The 24,886-nt window shown below is 42.2% G+C and carries 25 protein-coding genes; 4 read left to right on the forward strand and 21 right to left on the reverse strand.

Annotated features, from left to right (window positions below; genetic code table 11):
• The 9 genes from CVV21_11150 to CVV21_11190 form a co-directional block, all read right to left on the reverse strand.
• The coding region (locus CVV21_11150; protein ID PKL90701.1) for a hypothetical protein at window positions 1-691 on the reverse strand (691 nt) is incomplete at its 3' end.
• 98 nt (window positions 692-789) lie between these two features.
• A complete protein-coding gene (locus CVV21_11155) occupies window positions 790-1,380 on the reverse strand; it encodes a hypothetical protein (protein ID PKL90702.1) in 591 nt (196 codons plus the stop codon).
• A 27-nt stretch (window positions 1,381-1,407) separates the two neighbouring features.
• Window positions 1,408-2,220 (reverse strand): hypothetical protein, encoded by an 813-nt coding sequence (locus CVV21_11160; protein PKL90703.1) that lies wholly within the window; start codon window positions 2,218-2,220, stop codon window positions 1,408-1,410.
• On the reverse strand, window positions 2,207-3,727 hold the full coding sequence (locus CVV21_11165) for a phytoene desaturase (protein ID PKL90704.1): 1,521 nt from the start codon (window positions 3,725-3,727) through the stop codon (window positions 2,207-2,209). Before CVV21_11165 ends, CVV21_11160 begins: the two co-directional genes overlap by 14 nt.
• Before the next feature lies 1 nt (window position 3,728).
• Window positions 3,729-5,111 carry a deoxyribodipyrimidine photolyase gene (locus CVV21_11170; protein PKL90705.1) on the reverse strand — a complete coding sequence of 461 codons (1,383 nt, stop codon included), beginning with the start codon at window positions 5,109-5,111 and terminating at the stop codon, window positions 3,729-3,731.
• Window positions 5,112-5,132: 21 nt separating this feature from the next.
• Window positions 5,133-6,083 carry a DUF1722 domain-containing protein gene (locus CVV21_11175; protein ID PKL90706.1) on the reverse strand — a complete coding sequence of 317 codons (951 nt, stop codon included), beginning with the start codon at window positions 6,081-6,083 and terminating at the stop codon, window positions 5,133-5,135.
• Window position 6,084: 1 nt separating this feature from the next.
• Window positions 6,085-7,050, reverse strand: a complete 966-nt coding sequence (locus CVV21_11180) for a hypothetical protein (protein PKL90707.1) — start codon at window positions 7,048-7,050, stop codon at window positions 6,085-6,087.
• The gene (locus CVV21_11185; GenBank protein PKL90708.1) at window positions 7,050-7,859 is read right to left on the reverse strand and encodes a hypothetical protein; all 810 of its coding nucleotides are present in this window, start codon (window positions 7,857-7,859) and stop codon (window positions 7,050-7,052) included. The genes CVV21_11180 and CVV21_11185 overlap by 1 nt, the downstream gene beginning before the upstream one ends.
• Window positions 7,860-7,870: 11 nt before the next feature.
• Window positions 7,871-8,971, reverse strand: a complete 1,101-nt coding sequence (locus CVV21_11190; GenBank protein ID PKL90709.1) for a hypothetical protein — start codon at window positions 8,969-8,971, stop codon at window positions 7,871-7,873.
• A gap of 586 nt (window positions 8,972-9,557) precedes the next feature.
• On the opposite strand from CVV21_11190, the gene CVV21_11195 reads away from it, so the two are divergent.
• Both CVV21_11195 and CVV21_11200 read left to right on the forward strand, forming a co-directional pair.
• A complete protein-coding gene (locus tag CVV21_11195; GenBank protein PKL90710.1) occupies window positions 9,558-9,746 on the forward strand; it encodes a transcriptional regulator in 189 nt (62 codons plus the stop codon).
• Window position 9,747: 1 nt separating this feature from the next.
• A complete protein-coding gene (locus CVV21_11200; GenBank protein PKL90711.1) occupies window positions 9,748-9,927 on the forward strand; it encodes a hypothetical protein in 180 nt (59 codons plus the stop codon).
• 53 nt (window positions 9,928-9,980) lie between these two features.
• Here the strand turns inward: CVV21_11200 and CVV21_11205 are convergent, their stop codons facing one another.
• The 6 genes from CVV21_11205 to CVV21_11230 form a co-directional block, all read right to left on the reverse strand.
• Window positions 9,981-10,526, reverse strand: coding sequence for a hypothetical protein (locus CVV21_11205; protein PKL90712.1), 546 nt, complete (start codon window positions 10,524-10,526; stop codon window positions 9,981-9,983).
• On the reverse strand, window positions 10,523-11,407 hold the full coding sequence (locus CVV21_11210) for a radical SAM protein (GenBank protein PKL90713.1): 885 nt from the start codon (window positions 11,405-11,407) through the stop codon (window positions 10,523-10,525). The genes CVV21_11205 and CVV21_11210 overlap by 4 nt, the downstream gene beginning before the upstream one ends.
• Complete coding sequence (locus CVV21_11215; GenBank protein PKL90714.1) at window positions 11,404-14,034, reverse strand: hypothetical protein; 2,631 nt, start codon at window positions 14,032-14,034, stop codon at window positions 11,404-11,406. The genes CVV21_11210 and CVV21_11215 overlap by 4 nt, the downstream gene beginning before the upstream one ends.
• A gap of 46 nt (window positions 14,035-14,080) precedes the next feature.
• Window positions 14,081-14,770, reverse strand: coding sequence for a hypothetical protein (locus tag CVV21_11220; protein ID PKL90715.1), 690 nt, complete (start codon window positions 14,768-14,770; stop codon window positions 14,081-14,083).
• A 63-nt stretch (window positions 14,771-14,833) separates the two neighbouring features.
• The gene (locus CVV21_11225) at window positions 14,834-15,520 is read right to left on the reverse strand and encodes a hypothetical protein (protein ID PKL90716.1); all 687 of its coding nucleotides are present in this window, start codon (window positions 15,518-15,520) and stop codon (window positions 14,834-14,836) included.
• On the reverse strand, window positions 15,517-16,824 hold the full coding sequence (locus CVV21_11230) for an aminotransferase (GenBank protein ID PKL90717.1): 1,308 nt from the start codon (window positions 16,822-16,824) through the stop codon (window positions 15,517-15,519). Before CVV21_11230 ends, CVV21_11225 begins: the two co-directional genes overlap by 4 nt.
• 251 nt (window positions 16,825-17,075) lie before the next feature.
• On the opposite strand from CVV21_11230, the gene CVV21_11235 reads away from it, so the two are divergent.
• Window positions 17,076-17,825, forward strand: a complete 750-nt coding sequence (locus CVV21_11235) for a hypothetical protein (protein PKL90718.1) — start codon at window positions 17,076-17,078, stop codon at window positions 17,823-17,825.
• A 176-nt stretch (window positions 17,826-18,001) separates the two neighbouring features.
• Here the strand turns inward: CVV21_11235 and CVV21_11240 are convergent, their stop codons facing one another.
• The 4 genes from CVV21_11240 to CVV21_11255 form a co-directional block, all read right to left on the reverse strand.
• Window positions 18,002-19,537 (reverse strand): sodium:calcium symporter, encoded by a 1,536-nt coding sequence (locus CVV21_11240; GenBank protein PKL90719.1) that lies wholly within the window; start codon window positions 19,535-19,537, stop codon window positions 18,002-18,004.
• Window positions 19,538-19,770: 233 nt separating this feature from the next.
• Complete coding sequence (locus tag CVV21_11245; GenBank protein PKL90720.1) at window positions 19,771-20,688, reverse strand: hypothetical protein; 918 nt, start codon at window positions 20,686-20,688, stop codon at window positions 19,771-19,773.
• A gap of 226 nt (window positions 20,689-20,914) precedes the next feature.
• Window positions 20,915-22,087, reverse strand: coding sequence for a cytochrome C biogenesis protein CycH (locus CVV21_11250; protein PKL90721.1), 1,173 nt, complete (start codon window positions 22,085-22,087; stop codon window positions 20,915-20,917).
• Window positions 22,088-22,242: 155 nt separating this feature from the next.
• Window positions 22,243-22,509 (reverse strand): hypothetical protein, encoded by a 267-nt coding sequence (locus tag CVV21_11255; protein PKL90722.1) that lies wholly within the window; start codon window positions 22,507-22,509, stop codon window positions 22,243-22,245.
• A gap of 182 nt (window positions 22,510-22,691) precedes the next feature.
• On the opposite strand from CVV21_11255, the gene CVV21_11260 reads away from it, so the two are divergent.
• Window positions 22,692-23,033: a hypothetical protein gene (locus tag CVV21_11260; protein PKL90723.1), complete on the forward strand. Its 342-nt coding sequence runs from the start codon at window positions 22,692-22,694 to the stop codon at window positions 23,031-23,033.
• 193 nt (window positions 23,034-23,226) lie between these two features.
• Here CVV21_11260 and CVV21_11265 read toward each other — a convergent pair whose 3' ends face one another.
• Both CVV21_11265 and CVV21_11270 read right to left on the reverse strand, forming a co-directional pair.
• On the reverse strand, window positions 23,227-23,949 hold the full coding sequence (locus CVV21_11265) for a peptidase M48 (protein PKL90724.1): 723 nt from the start codon (window positions 23,947-23,949) through the stop codon (window positions 23,227-23,229).
• Between the two features lie 66 nt (window positions 23,950-24,015).
• A complete protein-coding gene (locus CVV21_11270) occupies window positions 24,016-24,849 on the reverse strand; it encodes a hypothetical protein (GenBank protein PKL90725.1) in 834 nt (277 codons plus the stop codon).
• Between the last annotated feature and the right edge of the window lie 37 nt (window positions 24,850-24,886).

Raw genomic sequence — 24,886 nt, forward strand, 5'->3', positions numbered from 1 at the left:
CATCGCCGCTAAGGCAGCTATGCGGGAATTGAAGCTGTGTTATTACTGAAAGGACTATAAGGTCCGGCCCGCCTGTTGTTGTTACTGTCCGGCTGCCGGTAGGTGTTGGTGTTGGCGGTACAGTCAAAGTTTTCGTGGGAGTAACGGTAATTGTAACTGTATGCGTAACCGATGTCTGCACGGTACATATAGGCAGCGGTGTAAGCGGTGGAACCAGTGCCTGGAAAGAATTATTTGATTCGTCAGTTTCAGCTATAACATCTGAAGGGTCAACTATCGCGCTCATCGAAAAACCTGACGGAGGCGTGTTTTCCACCCAGACGTTTTCCGTTTCCCCGGGTGCAAGCCCGCCGTTGTATGAATAGCTGATTACCACTCCGTTTACATTTATTGAAACAGCGCCTGTAACCGTTACACATCCCTGATTTTTCAGGTAAACAATATAACCGGGATGATCGTAATTATCCACGCATCCCCGTGTTACATTGCTGTAAGTCGCTGTCATTCCGGTAATGGTCAGATCCGGAAGCACGCATCCCACAACCGCAGTATTCGTGGCAACCGGGGTGGAAATTCCGGGAATAACGGGTGTTATATCAGGTGTCGTGGGATTCCTTTTAGGGTTACAGCCGATATTTAATACAAGCAAGAAAATGAGAGCTGTTAATAAAACCGCCGATGTTTTTCTCATCTGAACCTCCGCTAAAATTTAATCAGATTTCATACCCCTTACTTTATATGACAGATTTTAGCGGAAAAAGTTCCTGCTTATATGTTTAAACTGCCGTTCTAAAACGGCAGGTCCTCATCATCCTTTTTTGGCACTCCGTCAAAATCATCCGCTTCTTCTTTAACAACTTCAGACGCGACAGGCACAGACTTTTCAAGATCATTAAAACTGTCATATGAAGGTTCGCTGTCAACCGCAAAAGTGTCGTCTGAATCAGCTGATAATACCTGCTTTTTACCATTTTTATAAATACCGCGCTCTGCTATGGCTCCGTTTTCGTCATATGTTTCAAAAGGCCCTTCAAGCACGTTATTAACCGCGGTCATATCGGATTTAAGCGACCAGTTTGAATGAAAGGTGCATATTTTGCCGTCAATTACCTTTCCTTCTTTAGTTATATTGCCGTCTTTTTCATATATCCATTTTGCCACTTCTTCCTTGCCGGTAAAAAACACCATTGTTGAAGCCTGCTGTTTCCACCATCCGCGCACGTATGAAATTTCCTCGCCCTGCGGAAGCCTTTTCTGCCCGGGATAAGGCATGCTTGTCTTGCAGTCCGGATATCCTGTGCAGCTGAAAAATTTTCCGAATTTACCCTGTTTTAACACCATCTGTTTGCCGCACTTGGCGCATAATATTTTCTCGCTCATCTTTTCCTCCAATTTTTAATTACGGACTTATTGTCCAAACATTCCTTTAAGCATGTCCGCCGCTTCCTTTGCCGCCTTTTCCTGCATCTGCCCGCTTATATCTTCATCTTCGGCTTCTTCTTCAGATTCATCCCCGCTGTCATCCTGCACGGCTTTTTTATTCCCTGTTTTTTTAACGTCCGGCTGCATGCCTTTTAATAAATTTTCCATATCAACCATTTTTATATCGCCCGGAATTTCAAAAAGCGAATCCGCCAGTTTCACATCTTTTTTCAATGAGATAACATCGCTTGTGTATTTTGACTTATCCCCTTTTATTGTTTCTGACACTGTCCTGTAGATAAAACCGTCTTTGCCTCTCCATTCTTTAACTTCCATAGTTTCCCCGTCTTCGTCAATGGTGTACTGCCATATTTCACACGCAACACCGTTAACTTTTTCAGAACCGGTTTTTTTCGCTTTATCCCTGTATTGTGCCTGCACATTTGAAAGTTTCTGCGGATTGGAATCGCTTTTATTCGAGTATTTAAAACCGCTTTTACTCTGCGGCATGTACATGTACGTTGATTCATTTGTTACAATTATTACCTGTTCTTCGTTTTTGCCGGAATCCGGATTTTTATAAACACCTTCTATCCTCATCTTATTACTCTTATAAAATACTTTCTGATCCATTTTCATCGGGTAAGAGCCTTCAACAACAGTTTTAATTTCCCATGACGCGCTCTTATAAGGGATATACTTAAAAGCGCTTTCCCCGAAAACACCAAGTACAAAAACAAAAGTTAAAGCAAATAAAAACAGTATTTTTTTCATATGCTTCCCCTTAAATTTTATCATCAAGCGATGATGGTTCTTTATATTTTACACCGTGTTTTTTACTTATCATATTTGCGGCAATCCTTCCGGATTCATAAATTGTCGGAAGCCCGCTTCCGGGATGCGTGCCGCCGCCTGTCAGATAGCAGTTATCAAGGCATTCAAACTTATTGCGCGGCCTTAAATACAGCATCTGCGTAAGGTTGTGGCCAAGGTTAAACGTGGCGCCGTAATAAACATTCAGGTCATCGCGCCAGGTTTCAGGCGTGTAAATCCTTTCTTCTTCTATATTATCCATAAGGTCTTTCATCTCTGTCTTTTTTACCACTTCTTCAAGCACGCGTTTTCTAAACGCGTCTTTTTCTTTTTTCCAGTCAATATTTCCTTTTAAGCTGGCAACGGGCACAAGTATGTAAATACCTGACTTGCCTTCAGGCGCAAGTGTGGGGTCAATTATAGAGGCGTTCTGCACGTAAAACGATATCTGTTCTGACAGTTTAAGGCGGGTAAAGATATCATCCACATTTTCCCTGTATTTTTCCGCGAAAAACACGTTGTGATGAGGCATATCGTATTTCTTTTTTACCCCAAGGTATAACATGAATATTGAACAGGAGTATTTTCTTTTTGCAAGTTTTGCGGGGCTGTATTTTTTTACATGCTTTTTATCCATTAAGGCGGTAGCGGCGTATGAAAAATCCGCGTTTACTATAACTTCATCGGCGTTTACTATTGTCCCGTCTTCAAGTTCAACACCCGTGGCTTTTTTACCGCTGTTAATAATCCTTTTAACCGGGGTGTTAAGTTTTAACTTTCCGCCTTCTTCTTCAAATACTTTTGCCATTGCGTCTGAAATCTTATTCAGCCCGCCTATGACGTGATAAATACCCCATTTATGTTCTATATAAGCTATCATGGCAAAAGCTGCCGGGCATTCCCACGCGGACATTCCCAGATACTTTGACTGAAACGTAAAGACAAACCTTAACTTTTCCGGTTTAAAATAGTTGCCAAGGACATTAAAAACACTTCGTCCAAGGTCCAGGTGCGGCAGGGCTTTTAAAAGCGGGTTTTTCATCATGTCAAATATGGAAGAATATGGCTTCTGCAGGCACGGGAAAAGGTATTTAAGCCTTTTCTCTTCGTTTTTTAAGTATGCCGTTAAACCTTTACCTTCTCCCGGAAATATTTCTTCAATCTCTTTTTCCATCTTTTCATGATTATCAGTTACAAGAATCTGCTTATCCGTAAACTTTAACCTGTACATAGGGTCAAGTTTATGAAATTTTAGATAGTCTTCTGAATTCCTTCCGGTTTCAGTAAACATCTCGTCCAGAATAAACTTCATCATAAGGAAAGTGGGGCCTGTGTCAAAAGTATACTGCCCAAGTTTAATGGCGGCGTTGCGCCCGCCGACAACACCGGCTTTTTCATAAATAGTGACATCAAAACCGCGGTGCTGAAGTATCATCCCTGAAGTTAAACCGCCGGGACCCGCGCCTACAACTATTACCTTTTTCTTTTCCATTTCACTTGCCCCCTTTAAGATTCTTATGATTGCTTATCTGCATAATATTCCACATTTTAACGTAAGTGTCCATATCAAATTTTCTTTCAAGCCCCTTGTCATTCATGTATCTGACCTTTCCAAAAATCTTTCTCTGCGGCCATGCCCTGTCGTGTTTGCCAAAACACCACGCAACACCCGCATAGCTGTTGGGGTCACGCCCGTCAAGTTCGTATTTATCATTCAGATAAATCATTTTATTATAAGCCTGCTCCGGGGTTTTTGACCACTCTATTATTTTTTTGCCCCAGTACATCCTCATATAATTATGCATCTTTCCTGTTATTACCATCTGCAACTGTGCCGCATTCCAGTATTTATCATGCGTGGCTCCTGTTTCAAGCTGTTTAAGCGTGTACAAATAAGGCCTTTCATCAACCGAATGAATCCGCAGAGTCTCTTTCGCCCAGTTTGGCAGGCATTCAGGATTTTCATAATTTTTATTGTAATAGACAAAATTAACGGCAAGTTCGCGCCTTATAATAAGTTCATCAAGAAACTTGCCCGCCACCTTACCTCCGGCTTTTAGTACTTCAACGGCAATATACAAAGGAGATATCTGCCCAAAGTGCAGGTAAGGGCTTAAATTTGATTCTATGTTTTTATCCGGATGGCTGCGAAAATCAGCGTATAGAGAAAGCTTGTTTTCAATAAAATCCTTAAGGTGTTTTTTTGCCTGTGAAGTGCCGCCCGTAAACACAGGCGATGGCGTCACATCTTTATTCATTCCGGATGAGTCCAGCACAGAGACGTAATCACTAATGTCAATATCATCAGTTTTTATGTTTAACGAAGATAGTTTGGGTTTAACTTCCTTAAATGGAATTATGTAATCATTAAGCTGAACATTAATCTTTCTTCTTATTGTGGCGGCGCCGTATTCCTCTTTGGGCGACGCCGCTTCAACCGGCACTATGACATCGCTTTCAACGCCGTAAAAAGCGCATTTTATCTTCTCTGCGGCCGACTTTCTCCACTGCCTTTGAATTGTTGTATAACCAATGTCTGTTATTACCGCCGCGGCATCCGCGGAATATTTAACAGCCGCTTTATCAGGGCTGTCTTTTATAACACCAAGTTTTATTCCCTTTTTTTCAAGGGCGGCTTTTGTCTCTTTTAAACCCTGCAGCATAAACGCATAATGCCTGTAATTGGCGGATGGATAGCCAAACGTAAGCCCAAAGACCGCCAGGAGAGGAAGTTTTAACCGGTTTGCTTTATCCGCGGCAAAAGCCAGTGCGTGGTTATATTCCGCGCGCTGCGATGCCTGCATCCAGTAAAGGACATACCTGCCTTTTAATTCGTTTTTATTGTTTAGTTTTTTGACACGGTTGAAACTTTCCATTAATCCCCTGCTTAGTTTTTATCAGTCTCCGCCGCCAAGTTCTTCGGGGTATGGTTCAAAAAAGGTCTGGCTTAAAAGGTATTCTTCATTAAACCTTACGGCAAAAAGTTTCAGCAGGTTTAAAGGTACAGCCTGAATAACCTTTCCTTTTTGATATTTGCCGAGAATTTCAAGAAAAAAAGTTTTTTCCGCAGCTTTTAAACCTTCCTTAAAATAACCAAAAGCGTGCATCATTGTGTTTACAATGTTTGATACCTTTGGCTGTGAAGCGGTCAGTAAAAGCAGTTCGGCAAAATACTTTTCACATAAGCCTTTAAAATCTCCACTCCCTGAACCTGACACAAGTTTTCCCATCTTTCTCATTATATTCTGATTATACGACATAAACAGAAGTTTGTTTTCAGAGTGGTATTTTACAAGCTGTGAAGCACGGCCGCTGTCAGATGCCTTTCTAAAACCCGCTATTAAAAATACTGATTTTAAAAAGTGGTCTCTTATGGCGGCATTTAAAAGGCGTGCTTCATCTTCCGCGGGTATTCCCGGATAATGAACGGGCACTTTACCGCCAAAAAATCCCGCGCCCCTTTTTGTCAGCATCATGCCATGCTCGCCGGACGCGTATATCTTTACATCTTTTAACCCCGACGAAGGCGACTTGGACTTAAGGACAAAACCGTCCACCCGCCCCAGTTTTTCAAGGTAATTTTCCGCCCACGTGTTCATCTTCTGCGTAAAATCAAGGCTTGTGTCCGGCTGAAAAAGGCGCAGATTCATCATTTTAGAATCATCAGACACAATACGCAGAGTCTTTCTTGGAACAGGCAGCCCAATGGCTGTTTCCGGGCATTCGGTTTTTAAATCAACATATTTCAGAAGTTTTTCAACAAATATACTGTTAACACGCTGCCCGTCATACCTGCACGCGCAGGTTTCAATACATTTGCTTACAAAAACTACCGGTTTTATCTCCATGTTAAAGCATCTGCCCTTCAAGATCCCAGTTATTCATTTTCTTTATCTCTTCCCAGTAAGGGCTTGTGGACAGGTGCTCTTTGAACGCCTCTAAAAAATCACCCTTATCGGACTTATCCGTACTTCTTCCCGCTTCTGTCATTGACTCTTCCCAGTCCTCGTTCCATTCCACCATGTCATAAAAATCCCACGCCTTATCCCCATTGCCGCCATACACCAGCGCAAGCATATACTCCCAGACGTATGAAATAAATTCATCTTTATTCTTTGCTGCGTATTCCTGCATTTCCTCATCAAGCGGGGGTGACTTTTTCATAAGGTCTGCCGCAATCACAAACACACCGTCTTTATATTCAAGAATAACTTTAGGCGCGGTCTCATTTCCAAAATTAGCCCACCAGTTTAAAAAGGTGCAGTCATTACCCAAAAGCTCCGGAATGCCGTCGCCGTTTAAGTCTTTAAAAGAAATCCCCTCACTTAGCCCCTTAATCTCTGCCATAAGTTTAAAGTCATCCTCAACAGAAAAAACGGAGTATACATTAGAACAGCTGTCTTTTTCAGAATATGATTGAAGTACCAAATCAGGCTTATTATCGCCCGTGACATCAGAAAACGCCTGCGGAAGGGACTTGTTTTCACCGGCAGTATTCAGTTTAAAGCCTTCTTTTTCCCCGGCTTCTTTTGTAATTATCGCTTTGCCGTCTTTTATAACCTCGAAAACTTTCCCTTTCTCTGTTTCTTTTATATTAAATTCGTAACCTTTCATTTTTGTGGTGCCGGCTGCCGAAGGAGCCGCTTTCTTTTCGCCGGGCTTTGCTGTTGTATCTTCAATAACTTCGGTGGCAGCCGCCTTAGGCGCTGCCGCTTTATTCATACTTCCCCTGCCGCATCTTAACGTAAGCAGAAAAGCAACAAGAATTACAAAAATTGCCGCAATTACAACAACACGCTGTTTGGTTGTCATCATTATTTTATTACTGCCTTAATTTTGTCAAACGCAGCTTTATTTCTGGCGGTGGAAGCAAGCCCCTTTGCGTTAATATATTCAGCCGCGTGCGCTATTCTCTCTTCAGATATGGGATGCGTTGACAGCATCTGTTCAAGGACTCCCGGTTTTGACGCCCTTAATTTCAGCAAAAGTTCCTGCACATCTATCATGGCTTTGGGGTCATATCCTGCCGAGGACGAAAGATAAGCGCCCTGTTCGTCAGCTTCAAATTCGTTTTCCCTTGAATTTTTAGCAAAAAGAAAATTAAGCCCTATCGCGGAAACCATTGAAGCAATCTGTGATTTTGTTGCGCCTTCTTCCCCCGAAGACATCATATTTTCAACATAGGCAAGGCCGTACTGTGCCACAAGCTGGCGCTGCATCTGTTTTACGCTGTGTTTTTTTGCTATATGCCCTATTTCATGGCCGATTACCGCGGCAAGCTGCGCTTCGTCATTTAAGTTTTTAATAATTCCGGAAGTGACATAAACAAACCCTCCCGGCACCGCAAAAGCGTTTATTTCCGTGGAATCCACAACTGAAAACGTATATTTAATAGAGCTGCGCTCCGCGTTTGCCGCAAGCTTGTTTCCCAATGACGAAACATAAGACTGAACAGTTGTATTTGCAAGGGCTTTATACTGTAAATCCACCTGTACTTTTGTGGCAAGGCCAAGCTGCATTTCCATTGATTCCGGAATTAAAACAGGGTCATACTTTGTTGAAGTTAAAGTGGCGCAGGAAGTAATAAAAAACAAAGCCATTACCAGAGAAAGAATTTTTTTCATGTGTGTCTCCCTTAAAATTTTCCGGATATACCGGTGATTAAATAGCCGTCTTTGACTTTTGAAATATAATACGCGGCTTCATCCGCACCCGCGTCATAATACTTTATCCACCGGGGTGTTCCCGCCTTATCTATCAATGAAACCATTATATCACATGTATTATTAACACCGCAAGATACCCCCGCTATAATGGAATTATCGCCCTGTTTTTCTATCCAGTACGCGGCTTCATCTCCATCTGTTCCAATAGAGCGCGCCCATCGGCAGTTGCCTGCAGCATCAACACTTATAAGGTAAGCATCCGACCCGCCCGCGCCGAACGATTCAGTGACCCCGGCGGCAATCACACCGCCGTTTTTACCGCCGCATATTGAATAAGTACGTTCAAAATATCCGCCGCCATAAACGAAGTTCCACAAAGTCCCGCCTTTCTCGTTTCTTTTTGTCACTGACATTTCATGAAATTCCGCGCCGGGTATCTCTGCGCCGTTAAGTTCATATATATTACCTGCCGGGTCAATGACGCCGTAGTTTCCCCATTCAAAATACTTAATCCCGGAATACCTCTGCAGCAGCGATTTATCCGGCATCACCTGTTCATAATAATAACCCGTGTCGGGCTGGCTTGGTATTTTTACCGCGCCTGCTTCAAGGGCTCCGCCGCCTTCAAGGTTTATTTCAATACTGTCTTCACCGAATTCCTTTTCGCTTATAATTTCACCTTTATCATTACAACTGATTAGGAATGGCAGCGAAACTCCGGATTCAGTATCATACTGCCTTCCAAGTATATTTATTGATCCGTCAGTGGAAACAAAAACAGCTTCCGCCCACCTTGGTTTCTGTGCGTCATATGTTTTAAGCCATACCTGATTCCCGTTAAAATCTGTCTTTAACAGAAATACCGAATACTTTGTTTTAACGCCGGGTATCTGGTCCCTTAATATAAAGCTTGCCTTATCCCCCGTCTTATACATCCCCGCCGCGGGAATAGGTTCCGGAATATCTTTTCCCGGGGCAAACTTATTTTTATCGCATTTAATTAAAAATAAAAGAATTATCAACGCGGCAGCTATTACAATTAAAGATATTTTAATTATCCTGTTTTTCATTTATTCCCCTTTATTATTTTATATAACATATAGAATATCACTTTTTTAAATTTTTAAAAGCGGATTTATTAAGGACGGAGGGTCGGAGGGTCGGATGCACGGAGAGACGGATGCACGGAGAGACGGAGGGACGGAGGGTCGGATGCACGGAGAGACGGATGCACGGAGGGTCGGTTTGGTACTGGTAGCCGCGCCTTTTAAGGCGCGTGTTTTTTTGCAATCAACTGTCCCTGCTGCTTTCGCTCGCAAGCCCGCTTAATTGCCGGGATTTCCACTCACAAGCCTGCTCCAACCGCGGGCTAAAGAACCGCGTCTACCAAAACAAAACCAAACTACATCCCCTCTCTTTTTCCATTTATGCTTAAAGACTTATAACTTAACACGTTTTTTTTGTATGAGTAAAAGTATTATCCCTACAAATACAATCAAACCTAAGATCAAGACGCAATATATTGCGTCTCTACTTCTAAACACCATTCTTATTTCCGCGTATGCGTATTTCCTTCCGCTTATGCTTAACTGCTTATAGCTAAATTCGATATTTTTTCTCTTGACACAAATGCTATAAAATGCTATAACTTGATATATGAAGAATATGATAAAGGAACTTGAACAATACAGGTTAGAAAAGAAAATTTCACAGATGGAACTGGCGGAAAAACTTGAAGTTGCTTTCTGCACTGTTAACCGCTGGTTTAACGGGCGCAACTATCCAAGCAAAATTCAGGAATATCACATAGCTAAAATGCTAAAAAAATTTAAAAGGAGCGTGTAACATGAACAATGACAGGAACAGCTACAGCCCGGGAGTAATCACAATGGAAGAAAGAGAAATTCTTATCAGTAATGACAGCACGGCAAAAAGGATGATGAACAGTATGGAAAAGACTTATGAAGAAGAAGGTAAAATAGTAAGGATAGATTCGGTTTTAAAAAGGCTTTACCTGGCTCTTTAATTTTGATGTTACCCTGCCGGGCGGTAAATACTTCCGCCCGGAGTTTTTTTATCTTATCTTCTTTCCCTGCGCCCCCCGCTATTTCCGGACGCGTTCATTATAGACATTTTATAAGCGCCCAGAATATCGTTTATGTGTTTTTCCTTTCCCGCGTCAAGCCAAAGCGCTTTGCATTCCGTACACATATCCGCCTGCATCTGCCCTAATTTTTTTACAGCCATTTTCTTGCCGCAAAACGGGCATATAAGAAACGGCGGTTTTTCCCTTTTCTCAAAAAACGGCGGCCTTCTGTAATCGCGTTCTTCCGCGCTTATGTCAATTATCTTCTTTTCAAGCGCCTGCATTTTCATTAAAGTGTCCCTTGGATACGCGCTGCCTTCACATTCCGCGCAGTGCAGCATTTCCCTTCCGGCAATCTTTGCTTTATATATTGGAAGTTTGCACACAGGGCAGTTAACGGGTTTTTCAACCGGCCCTACAGCCTGACCATCCGCACCACCCAATATCATAGGCCTGCCGCATGACGGGCATTTATCCTCGCCGCCTTTTAATTCAGCGCCGCACCTGGGGCATTCTTTTCTTGAAGATGCATTATTCATACACGTCCTCCGTCTGCTTTAAGTTTATAATCAAACCTTTTCCTGAAAGAACACCTTTGACAAAGCGGTTCAACCGCGCGCCTTTGGGTGAATCCGTCATAAATGGCTTTTGCCCGCGGGCTGTCAATTATTTCCTGTAAAGGCGTTTCAATAACATTGCCAAGGTTCATAATACCCTGCGCGTCAAGGCAGCACGGCACTACAGTGCCGTCAACAAGAATGGCTGCCTGATCCCTTAGCCCATAGCAGAAAGCTTCGCCGGGCAGTTCTTTGCCGTTAATGTCAGGCCATTCAAATTTCTCCGCCTGTTTTAAAAAAACCTTATCGCCTATCTTTATCCCGTTTACAGGCGTTTCGCCCTGCTGAATATCGCCGGTATATCCAAGGCGCTGTTTAAAACTTTCTATTATTGACTGATTCTGTTCATTTTTTTCATCAGCAATTAAATTCCACAACCTTAAAGAAACAGAAATATTTTTTCCCTTAACAGCCCTGATAAAATCAAATATGGCGTTTAAATAACTCTCTGTCTGTGACTTATTATTTCCTTCAAGGCTGTGCAGTGAAAAACTTACCTGCCTTAAAGCTGTTTTACCGGCATATGCTGTTAGACGCTGCGCAAGGATTCCGTTTGTGGTTAAATTTACCCTGAACCCTTTTTGCGCGCACAAATCCAGAAACAAGCCAAGCAGCGGGTGCAGAAGCGGCTCGCCCATTACATGAAAATACAGGTTGTCAGAGTGCCCTTTTATGCGCTCAAGGATTTTATCAAATATTTCCGCGGCCATGAATTCTGATTTTCTCTTTGTCCCCGGACAGAAATCACACGATAAATTGCACGCGTTTGTTATTTCTATGTATGTCTTTTTAAACCGTTTCATAATCCCGGCACGCTTATTCCAAAACCCACGGTAACAGCTTCGTCAATGCTGTATGCCCCCATGAACTTTATGTCAAGCCGGACTGAAAAGAGCGTAAATGCTTCCAGATGCAGTTCCGCCCCAAAGGACGCCCTTGTTTCATACTGAGAGAAGGCGGAATCAGCAAACAATGCCACTGCCGCGTCTTCAAGGTAAAAATTCGGGTTCCATAACCCTTTACGGATTTCAAATAACACGCAGGTGTATTCAGCAGATACCTTTGTGCCAAAATTGCCTTTCATATCGGAAGAATAACCCCTTAAAACAGCAAAAGTGTCAGCGTTATTATCAGGGTCATAAACATAATCAGCCGAAACCGAAAACATACCGTCAAATAAATCCTGTTTAATATTCAACGAAGGATATATTCCGGTTCTTAACAAGGCATCATATTCGTAATCCGGCTCCAGCGCAGCGCTTAAAGTAAGCCTTATATCGGTATTTGGGAAACTGAATCCGGCAAAAATATACGGCCTGAATTCATCCCTGTAAAAATAATCAAACAGCCTGTAAGAAAGGCCCGCCTGCAGAGAAGTAAACCCCGGAAGCAGGCTTGTGTAAAGCGGATACCCGATACCCGTGTTAATTTCCGGCCCGTCATAATCTGACAGCACATAATAAAAATTCATGGGCGCCAGAAATTTTGAACTTATATTAATACTGTACCCAAGTTTCTGCTCCTGCCAGTCATATATTCCCTCTGCCATGTAAGACAGATTACCCAGGGCGTCTTCCGCGGACAGTAAAAGCCCCGTAGCCGCACTGCCGGTACTGTCAAAATACAATAACGGAACGCGTATTTTTGGTATCAGCAGCGCGAAACTGTCGCCTATTCCGGCCTCTTTTACATCTTTAACATTAAGCCCGCTGAAATACGGCTCTGTGTATTTTTCCGCAGGCAGGACAAACTTATCAAAAACAGCGGGTTTTCTATAAATGTCAAAACCATAGGAGTTAAGGGATGAATAAAATATTTCGCCTGTCTTTTCACTGTAGGCCGGCGCTTCTGCCGTACCGTTTTGCGTAAGCCGGTAAAACTTTTTATCCTTTAAATCATAACTGTAAATACAGTTAAAAGGGCCAAAGTTGGCGTTAAAAAAAAGTTTGTCACCGTAAAGGCGTACGTTTCTTTCCTGAAAAGGCGTGTCAGTTATTTTTGTGAACTCCCCTGTTCCGGTATTTATGGCAATTATGTCGGGATTTTCATTCTCTTTTCCGCCGGAGAAATATATGATACCGTCATGCCCGTCAATTGAATGAACATTGTACTGCGTGTCAAAAAGAAGTTCTTCGGCGCCGGATGAAAGAATATGTTTTTTTATTCTGCATCCCGGGGTATCATTATTTTCTTCCGCGTAGATAATGCTTATGCTTACATTATTATCAACATAAAATGCCCTTATATCGCCTTTTACGATTTCTTCTTCTTTGCCGGTAACAAGGTTCTTTCTGAAAATTACCGTGTCGCCGCCAAAAGTATCCTGTGATATATTGCCAAAACCGGGTGCAATCTGCGCCACGCCGTAATATATATAATCTCCGTTAAAATATGGGGGCACGTTAAATGACGAAGTGGTGGATATTAATGTTTTAGGCATCCCGTTTTCAATATCAACTTCAACAATTTCATTATAAGCTTTAACCTTAAAAGCGCCTTTTTTTTCGTTAACTGATTTTCTGTAATATAATTTGTTTCCATACACCACGGGTGTAAATGAATACCAGCCGTGATTTGTAACCTGTGTCCCTTCAATTTCATAATCCATATATTTCGCGGTTTGTTCCGTTTCCCAGTCATCCCAAAGCTGCGTTGTAACTTTTCCAAAAATTTCATCAAACGTCCTGTCAATTCCGGCAAACGGAATTAACGGAGACAGGTACGAAGCGGGCGACGCGCCGAAAGAATTAAAAAATTGCACAAATTTTTCTTCGCCGTATGTATCGTTTAAATAACTGAAAAATTCCCCGCCAAACAGGTACCATCCCATATATGAAGGCGCTTCATTTGGCGCGTAAGTGGCTTTTAAAATGTCCGGGAACCTGCCGTCCGCCACACAGGCGGCCATATAAGCATCAAAATACCCCGTGTTTAACCTTCCGGTATAAGGCGACAGCTTATCTTCGCTTAAGGTGGTTATGCCCTCTGTCACCCAGCCGGGCGATAGCAGATTAGGCGCGGCAATATTTCCGGCTATTAACGTGATTAAACCCGGTATACCCGATGAATTGGTAAGGTGAAGCATGTGGACAAATTCGTGAACCGCCACATTAGCAAGGCCGTTTGCGTCTTCATAACTGTTATTTGCAAGGCTTATTTTGTAATAGACGGGATTAGCCGACCCGCCGTATGGATTTACGCGGCCAAATTCTTCCAGCAGCACGGGTATATTTGGGACAGTATTACCCGTAAGTTTTTCAGCCATAGGCGCGTTTTTTTCCATTGATTCCAAAAGCCGCAGGGCTTTCTGCTCTGTGCCGGGGCGGTAAAACAGGGTGAACCGCTCTGTCTTGTACGCTTTCCAGTTAAAGTCCGCGTAAATTATCTGAGATAAAGCCAGTAATAAAAAAACAGCAGTTATCTTTTTCATAAATCTCCCGGATAATTATTATAACCTAAACAGGTATAAGTTAATTTTACATATTACTTATCATTACAAAAAAAGTATCAAAGGTAACATTTGATGGCATGCACTCTGTACGAAAAACCATTTTATGCTGCGTCAACACTCCTGTTCCTTCGTAAAGATTTGCAGTTATTACAGAATCCTGCGAATAATCAAAAACAAAATACTTCATAAGAACATCACCGATTACCGATCTGATTTCATATTTTTCCAGCCTGTCATTTAGATAAAAGTATTTTCCATAGTCGCTGCTTATAGCCCCTGTATCACGATAAAAGTATGTTGTGTCATATACCCCATTTACAAGATTACTGGCAATGCTGTTATATACAGAAGGTCCGGGAGTATATCTGACCTGACCTGTCAGCATGGCTTCTGTAAATGTCTGTTCCGCCCACTCAACATTATTGCCTAAAGAATCAAATGTATCCCATCTTGTATTTGAAATATTGTGTTCCATATGCGCCGCAAAAGTTCCATTGCCGTTGTAGACATCCCTTCTTGCCAGATTTCCGGCTGCATCATATGTAACATTTACAGACATAATCTTACTTCCTGTAACATCAAAAATTTCAAAACCCGCAACCCTATTGCAGCCGTCCGTATTAACAGCCAGATCAATAGCCGCAGGAGATTTATGCGCTGAACATGAAAATAACACAGTTAACACAACCGCTAAAAACAGTGCATTTTTCTTCAAAATTCATTCCCCCTTAATTTCTATATTACTTCAAATTAATTATAAGCAATATTTACGTAACTTCTATTCAGTGTCGCAGGCGTCGCCTATGCCGTTCATATCCGAATCGGCCTGATCCGGGTTCGCGATATCCGGGCAGTTGTCACATAAATTCCCCACAGAATCACCGTCATTATCCAACTGATCCGCATTTGCAATTGACGGGCAGTTGTCACACGCATTGCCTTTGCCGTCACTATCAGCATCTGCCTGATCTGTATTTGCAATACCCGGGCAGTTATCACACGCGTCGCCCACCTGGTCGCCATCAGCATCAGACTGGCCGGGATTTGAAACAAAAGCACAATTGTCACAAACATTGCCTTTTCCATCGCTATCAGAATCTAACTGGTCGTTATTGGCCGTATTAGGGCAGTTATCGCAGGCATCGCCTTTTGTATCGCCATCGCTATTTTGCTGTCCGAAATTTGCAACCATTGGGCAGTTATCACACGCATCGCCAAAAGTGTCATTATCCGCATCAGCCTGGTCTGCGTTTGCAGCAGAAGGGCAATTATCAGCGGTATTAAGAATGCCGTCGCTGTCAGAATCATCAGGCACAGCAGTTGTGGGTGTCGGGGTTGCCGGCGCGGGAGAAGAAGGAGTTTCCGAAGAATTGTTACACCCGATTAATACCATAAAAAACAAAAATGAAACTGCAATAACAATAACCGCCGGGCTCTTCTTTGCCATGCAAACCTCCCGCATCATTTTGAAGAGATATACTCTTTTATCGCATCCGCTATCGTATTTATTATATTTTTAAACTTATCCATGTCTGTTTCAAGCAGTGTTATCCTGAAGCCATAAAGGTCTGAATTAAATCCTGACGATAACGGCACAACGCATATCCCCCTTGACGCAAGCAGGTGGTATGCAAACTGTTTGTCAAGAACGTCTGTTTTTAAAAGCGGTTTTATTATCTCCGCGGCTTTTTCATTAATTGGTTTTAAAGATTGTCCGTCTTTTAAAACGCCGTCTTTAAACACGACAGTCATGTAAAACGCGCCCTTTGTAAGGTTAACCTTAAGCTGAGGCATTTTGGAGAATACCGCGTAAGCGGCCTGTGATTTTTCCCAGTACCTGGCGGTGCGCTGCGCAAGATACGGGTAATACCTGTCATCGCCCATCACTTTAGGCAGCACCCTTTGCGGAAGCGTTGTCGCGCATACTTCCATCATCTTGGCATCCATGATTGTCTTGGCGTAACGGGCAAATTTCGCGTCTTTGTCCCTGTTGTAAAATTCCACCCAGCCGCAGCGCGAACCGGGCCATGGGAATTCCTTGGATATTCCACGAAGCGCCATTCCGGGGGTATCGCCTATTACCGCTGCCAGTTTGTTATGAACTGAGCCTCCGTAAAACAGGTTGGAATAAATTTCATCCGATATTATAAACAAATCAAACTCTTTGGCAATATCCACAACTTTCTTTATTACATCCTGCGAATATACCATACCTGTGGGATTATCAGGATTGACAATTAAAATCGCGCTTATTTCAGGGTGCCTGATTATTTTTTCGCGCATATCGGCAAGGTCCGGATACCAGCTGTTATCGGGGTCAAGGTTATACGTAATATGGCGCGAACCCGCGTGAGCCGCTTCCGCGGAAGAGTGGGTTGAATACGCCGGGTTAGGCCCTATTACGCGCGACTCTTTATTCAGGTAATTGTATATTGTCGCTATGGCATCGCCCAGGCCGTTAAAAAACAGAATGTCATCCGGTACTATCTGCGCGCCGCCTTCAAGGTTGCGTTCTTTTGCTATGTATTCACGGGTTTCTAAAAGCCCTTCGGTTGGAGAATACCCGTAACTTAAATTATCATTTTTTACCGTGTCCGCCACAATGTCCTTTATCCATTCGGGTACTTTTTCACCTTTGGCAACCGGGTCGCCGATGTTTTCCCATATTATGTCAACGCCAGTCTTTGCAATCTTATTTCCAACCTTTACTATCTCGCGTATTTCATACGTAAGTTCGTCAGCTCCGGGATGAATTATGTTGTTTCTCATGGCATTCTCCTAATTTTTTAACAGTCAATAGCGCTGTGAGTGTTAATTTTTTTTGAATTAATTAATAAATATTAACATAAATTTCCCCCAATGACAACGTGCAGATAAACATGGCAATCAGCACCCCGTTTATACTTATTTTATGCGCCCCAAAAAAATACGGGTTAAAACAGCAATTAAATTCATATATCATTTGACACTGCAAGACAGGTGAATTATAATTAGCTGACAAAAAAATAAAGGGGTGCAGCATGTCAAAGAATTCAGGTCTTTATGTTTTCATATCTATTGTCCTTTTTATGGCAGTTATACTCTCCTGCAGTAAAAAAACACCTACAGTTCCGGCCGAAACTGCGCCGACTGCCACATTCACGGCAACATACACAGCCACAAATACAGGTACAAATACACCTACGGCAACGCCTGTCACAATTGCGGATTTTGAAGAGTCATCATGTATTACCTCAATAATATGTTCTAACTGCACAAACCAGGTCCTGGGCGCTGTAACAACAGGAATTGATCTTTACGCCAAAAACTGCATTACACTTTCATCGCAGCCGGCAGAATACGGCACAAAAGCATACAGCGTTTCCGCGACCGCTCAGAATGATAATAACAAATGGTTTGCCGCTTATCCTCAGACGCGTTCGGTAAACGGGGTTGGCAGCGATTTTTCCGCTTATAACCGTTTAAACTTCAGCTACAAGGTAAACACAGATGCCGTTTTAGCAGATAAGATAAAATTAAACATTTCACTTATAGATGCGACAATAGCACACAGGCTTGAAATATCAGGAATAGAACTTGACCGCACAGGTAACTGGGCTTCCCTGTCGCTTGACCCTTATACTTTCACCAACACAAGCACAACGCTGACCACGCCACAGATACTTGCCATAGTGGAACAGGTAAGATTTTACATAAGCGTTGAAGGCGACGGGCTTTCAACCCCTTTTGTGGAATTTATCTTTGACAACGTAACAATGTCAAGACAGTAAATTTATACTTATGGAAAAGGCGCGGTAAAACGCGCCTTTTTTTATCCGCAGACACAGACCGGGCGTACCTTAATTACCGTTTTTCTCTTTTATTATCCTTACAAAACAGTATATCAGCGTAAGAATAATTACCAGCCACGCGGACGCCATAAAAATTATGCCAGATATTTTCATTTTTATTCATCCCCCTTTTCCCCGCGCCTTTTCCACGCAAGTTTCACCATAACGCACAGGGCGGCAAAAAGCGCCATAAGCCCTATCCTTGTCCACAGTATGTAAATTTTGTCCGCTTCAGAGGTATTTTTCATTGTTATAACAGGCCATCCGTCCTGTATGAACCACATGACAAGTATCACGATTAAAAAAGCGGGGGTAATATATTTTATTATCCACTTGTAAATTTTCGGGATACGCATCTGCGCGCCTTTATGGATTTCATCCCACGCCTTGTCAATACCGAACACCCATGAAAAAAGCACAGCTTCAAAGGTGCCAAAAAGGACAAGCGCGAAAGTGCCGCCCCAGAAATCAAGTTCGTCAATAAGCCCGTGGGACATTAAAAATATTACCGGCTGAATAAGTATAAACGTCACAGCGGCTATAATGGCAACGGCTTTTTTTCGAGAGGCGTCAAATTCATCTTCAAAAAACGCGATTGAAGGCTGAAGCATTGATATGGATGAGGTAATGCCGGAAAAAAACAGCAGCAGAAACCAGACAAAGGCAAAAAACGCTGAAAACGGAACTTCTGCCAGAACAATAGGCATTGTTATAAAACCAAGGCTTACAGCGCCGCTGCCCGCCACCTGTATTATTTTTTCCGGCCCAAAAAAAGCAAAAGCCGCGGGTATGACAATGCTGCCGCCTATTATTATTTCGGCAAACGTATTGGTGGAAGCGGCGGTAAGGCCGGATAACGCCACGTCGTCTTCTTCTTTTAAATAACTGGCGTACGTGATAATAACGCCCATTCCCACGCTTAAGGTAAAAAACACCTGCCCTGCCGCGGCAAGCCATACTTTTGCGTTTTTTAACACCGCAAAATCAGGATTCCACATAAAACCAAGGCCTTCGTTGACAGACCATCCCATCTTTGTGCCGGCGGAATCAAGGGTAAGAACCCTTATTGTTAAAAATAATCCAAGCATAAGCAGAACTGGCATTAAAAATTTTGACACGCGCTCTATCCCGTTTTTTATTCCAAAAAACAGAATCAGGAAATTCAGCGAAAAAGTTATTATAAAAAATATGTAAGCGGGCGATAAGGGGGATTTTACGGTTATATAATTTCCAAAGAATTCCGCGGTAAGCCCCGCTTCAAGCGCCTTTGCGTATTGCGGGGTAAGCGAATAAAAAGTAAATCCTAAAAGCCATGATTCTATGTAGCAATAATAAAGAAAAATGGCAACCGGCCCAAACATGCCCACGACGCCGAAATATTTAATAAAACGGTTTTTGTTGCCCATCGTGTGGAATATTCCCGGCGCTGTACCGTGTCCAAAACCGCCGCCGTAGCGCCCTGCTGTCCATTCAATCCACATAAGCGGAATTCCCACAAGCAAAAGCGCGGCAAAATAAGGAATCATAAAAGCGCCTCCGCCGTTAGAAGCGGCCTGCACCGGAAACCTTAAAAAGTTGCCAAGCCCTATTGCCGAACCCGCCACAGCCATAATAATTCCAAGCCGCGAACCCCACGACTGCCTTTTTTTCATGGCGCCTCCAAATTGTAAAATACGATTTTGTTATTTTACAATAAACAGGTTTGAATTCAAAGTTAAAATACCGCAATTTTTTTCAGAAGTACGCAGTTTTTGTTAATTCCCCGGAGTAAGATTTACAAAGTAAAAAAAGCGGATAATAAATACAATACATTAAATCTGTTTCCTAATTATATCCGCGGATATGAAAGTTTACTGTTTGCAAGCGTATGAATGCAGATAATATGTCAGTGATACAAAAGTTCGTAAATCTTTAAATTATCATTATATGCCGTGCCGGATGACAGCAAAGGCGCGGCATAAAGGCCAAAATGCGCCTGTGCAAGGCCCTGTTCATATGTCAAAGAGCACATACTTTCCGCATCCGCCACATCATTCCCGTCCCAGCCCGAAAGGCACGCGGGCCACAAAGCAGAATCAGCAGGCGGATTAATCCTTGGATTAAATGTGGCCGCAGATACAAGTACCCCATCCTGCCAAAGCTTCGCGTAAGGCGAAGAGTACTGATTTTGGGATGAGAAATCAACAAGCATTGTTATTTTCACCCATTGCCTCATAGGAAACGCTATTGCGTCATTTTCATATATATCTATGACATGTTCCCCCTGATTAGGTACATGAAACAGGTGCAGGTTGTGGTTATAACTTATATTCGCGGTTATAACCCTGTACCAGCTGTCGTCAGAATAGGTACATAATGTGACAAATGAAAACCAGTTTTTATTTTCCATTTCTTCCAGTGCGATATCAAGCCATACCATAAGTTCAATAAACACCGGGCCGCTAAAAACCCCTTTATCTTTATACATCTGAACCGTGGGATATCCCCTGTGGTTTGTGTTTGTACCATAAATCACCGTATTTGCCCCGTATATCCACCCTTTGTGCGCAAAATTGCCGCCATAGATATTATCCTGTGAAAGTTCATGCGACGCTGTCTCCATGTGGTTCTGCGGCACTGTGAAATATCCGGAAAAGTCATCAGCGCTTTCAAAACCCGAATTTGTAATTGAAACATCTGTAGTCCCGGTATATTGCGCTATATACTGAATTTTGGGATCTGTCTGCACCGCGGGTAACGCGGTATTCTTCCCCGAACAAGACAAAAGCAGCGAAACCGCAAGAAGTAACAGTATTTTTTTCATTTTCTCTCCGGCAAATTATTTATTTAAACTTATTGTATCACTTGAACAGTAAAAACTTACAGAATATTTATTGTGCCTGGCTTGGAAAATTCAAAATCCGCGGGCTAAAGACCCGCGTCTACCACTACCGGAACCATATTACGTCTTGTTTTTAACCCCGGAGGCGTAATGTATTACGCCTCTACATTAAAAACAAAAACAGCATCAAAAACCATTATCAATTCTTCTACCCTGCGCTCATGACATTTAAAATCACTTTTACAATCGTGTCTTTTTCCGCGGGGGCGCTTATCGCAGTTAAAAGCGTAAGCGATGCCAGCGCGCCGTTGCTGATAGACGTGCTGCCGTCCGGTTTAAAAAGCAGCCTGTTCTTTGCCAGGTAATATAAAAACAATATCGCGGCAATACGTTTATTGCCGTCGGCAAACGGATGGTCTTTTACGGCAAAGTATAATAAATGCGCGGCTTTTTCTTCCGCAGTCGGGTACACATCTTTGCCGTTAAAAGACTGGTTTACCGCGCCAAGCAGGCTTTTAAGTTTATCAGGCCTGCCTTTTCCAAACAACGCGGATGCCTTTTTGCCTTTAATATATTGCACCTTTGATTTTTCAATAACGCTGATAGCGTCACCATATGTAAGTTCATATTCCTGTTTCTTTTTACCGCCCGATTTAAGTTTCATATCATCATAATTCTGAAGAATATTCAGCGAACCGGCAAAACTGTTAATGACCTCTATTAATTCCGCTTCAAGCCCCTTGAAGCTTTCATCATTAATTGCCCTGTAAAGAATCCCCACGGCATTCTTAAGTTCATCAAGTTTCATAGTGCTGTCTTTAAGCATTTTAGAATTAAGCACGAACCCTTTTGTAACATATTCGCGCAGAACGGACGTAGCCCAAACCCTGAACCGGGTGGCTTTAATTGAATTCACCCTGTATCCTACAGAAATAATCATATCCAGATTATAAAAAACAGTACCGTAACTTTTACCGTCTTCTGCAGTATGTTCCATAATGGAACTTACTGCATTTTTTTCAAGTTCTCCTGAATCTATTATATTATTAATATGTTTGGTAATAGCAGGCCTTTTAACCCCAAAAACCGATGCTATCTGTTTTTGTGTCAGCCATATGGAATCATTAATAAGTTTTGCCTGCACAGAAGGCCCGTTCACCGATTCATATATTGCAAGTTCGCCTTTTGAAATCCAGCCATAAGCCGCCGGTTCTTCATCGCTGACAATAAAATCATCCGCTTCAGATGACGGAATTACATAATCCCTGCCCGCCTTTTTTGCTTTTATCTGACCTTTTTTAACTTTCTTATAAACCGCTATACGGCTTATATTCATAAGTTTTGCAAGTTCCGGTATGCTGTAAAATTCCTTCTTTTCCATAAACCCTCCTTATGTTAACTTTAACAAAGGTTAACTTTGGTTAACTTATTAAAAGGTTAACACAGATAGAGTTATCAATCAAGTATAAATTACAAAACAATAAAAAGGATTTTTATTGAGGTGCCGTCAGATCAATATACCTTATTCGGGGCGTTTTATATCCTTCCGGAAATTTCCCGTGCGGATTGAAAATCAAAAACCGGGTTTTCCGTGCCGCCATTAACACGCAGCCCTGATACCGGCTCCTGATTAATCATTTTTTTACCGCAATCACTATTTTTCTTTGCTTCTTCTATCCACTCTTCAACTTTTACCAGCTGTTTTGTTAATTGATTCTTTTTCACCGAATCGCCTGCACAATCAAGCGCGCGTATCAGTTCATATTTTTTTCGCAGCAGCGCCTCCGTTTGAACACTCCCCATATCCCCTCCAAGCCCTTATAAAATTCACCCGCCCCAAGCTTCCTATATGCCCTTAAGATCACAGTATATTTTTACCATTATTATAACCATAAGTCAAGTAACAGCCTAATTTATAGTATGTTGTTATATAGCACCAGTGGTAATATGATTTTTACTATAATCATATGAAACGGGGTGGCTAAATGGACATCTATAAAGAAACAGGAAAGAGATTAAAGGAAATAAGAACGAAATCAAATATTACACAGGAAAGGCTTGCCGAGTTATCGGGAATAAGTTCTAATTTTATAAGCCAGATAGAAAGGGGCAGAAATAAATGCAGCCTTGAAACCATACACAAACTTGCAATAGCCCTTAACACCCCTGTTACAAATCTTATTAATTTTAAATCCGCCCCTGTTAACAGCAAAGACAAATACCAGAAGCAAATAGAACTTTTGCTTAAAAATCTGAACGACAATGATAAAAATCTTGTCATGGAAATAACAAAAGACGTCTACGGAAAACTTAAAAAACGTAAATAACACTTAAGGACGCCCTCTGCAGATTAATAACAAACACATCCGTTTAACAGGTCGCCTTTTCAGAAATAAATCCAATCAACCATGCGGGACAGGCGGATTTAAACCACGGACACGACGTATTATACCTTAACATCAGAAGACAAAAACTGACTTTCAATTAAACTAAACCAATCCTGAACCGATATAAAAACTTTTATCCTGCCGCCTCTAAATTCTTTATCCGCTTTGGCAGTGCCGGGTGTGTGGAAGTTATTTCAACCAGCCACGGGAAAAACCCGCGCTCGTTTTGCGACTGTTCAATTACCGCCTGCAGGTTTATCTTTTTATGTACTTTGTTCCCCACCGCAAGCATCGCAAGTGCATGGCTGCTTTTCTTGCCTGTAAAATACACCGCCTGCATGTCGCAGGTGTATTCACACGCGCGGGAATAAGCAAGTTCCAGAAACGGCACAAACATCGCGCCTATTTTTTTCACCCAGTTAGAAGTGTGTTTTCTTTTTACATGAACCAGTTCATGGCACAGCACAAATTCAAGTTCTTCCGCGCCCTCTTCGTAAGCCATCTGGAATATGTCGGAATATATTATTACATAATCCCTTTTAAGCAGCCTTGCCGCAAAGGCGTTAAGCGCGCCCGCGCCGTTCATGATATATACTTCCGGTATTGATGCCATCTTCATTGCGCCGCAGAGCTTTTTAACGGATTCGTAAACTTCAGGATACTGTTTATCTGACACCTTAATAGAATTCTGCCTGATAACAGCGGCAAAGTAGCCATGCGAAATAATAACGCCGATTAAAACAACAAGCAGAATCACAATACCAATCAGAGATACAACCGCACCGATAAGGATAAGAATTCCCATGACAAAAGCGATACTTCCGTAAATACTTTCCTTTGAATGAACAGGTTCCATAAACCCTCCCAAGTATGATTTAAAACATTTTATATCATAATATTATTTCATCTTCCCCGATGCCTGTCAGTAATAATAAAAATCCTTTGCCCAATAAATAGCACTGGCTGTGGCTCCAATAAAATTAGATGTTAAATGTATGTCCAGTTTCATTCTTACCTGAGGCTGATGCGCGTACACAACGTTTTCCGGCGCGCTGCCGTTGACACTTACGGTGTAATTATTTCCTGATATATGTTTAACCTCAAAGATTATATAATTACCTTCAAAATAGGATCTGGCTAACTGATAAAATTTCTGTGTAAATCCATCCTGCGAATTTCCTGTTTCTATCGTAAACATACAATAATCATCATATCCAATGGCGCTGAAACCATAGTAATAGATACGCCCTTTAAATGCTTTTGTGCCCTCAGGGCATTTTGATGTCATTGAAACAACCGCATCGCTTCCGGGAACACTTGTTTTTGCCCTTAAATCAAATCTGCCGAAACCAACATTTATGGTATTTCCCGCTCCCGAACTCTGATAATCCCATTTGGCAGGGTCAGGCGACGGCCCTTCTGTAAGAGGATCGTAAAGAATATAAACCGGCGGAGCCGCGGTGCTTGTGCATGTAACAGTAGCGGTAACTGTCTTTGTCGCGGTTATTGTGATTGTGGGAGTGGAGGTGATTGTCATTGTGGATGTATGCGTAAAAAGCGCCGCAATTGCTGTTGATGTGGACGCGGCTTCATGCGTCTGTGTCGCCCTGGCAGAATCAGATATCTTTATTATCTCTGTTACTGTCATCATGGTATCCGGCGGCGCGGGCATTGTGGGGGCTGATGTTTTTTTGCATCCGATAAACGGCAGTATAAAGACGGATAAAACACCTAATATAAACGTAATTTTTTTCATATAATTATCTCCTAATTCTATTACGCCTTCCCCCAAA

The sequence above is a fragment of the Candidatus Goldiibacteriota bacterium HGW-Goldbacteria-1 genome (assembly GCA_002839855.1).
In the GTDB taxonomy this organism is placed as follows: domain Bacteria; phylum Oederibacteriota; class PGYV01; order PGYV01; family PGYV01; genus PGYV01.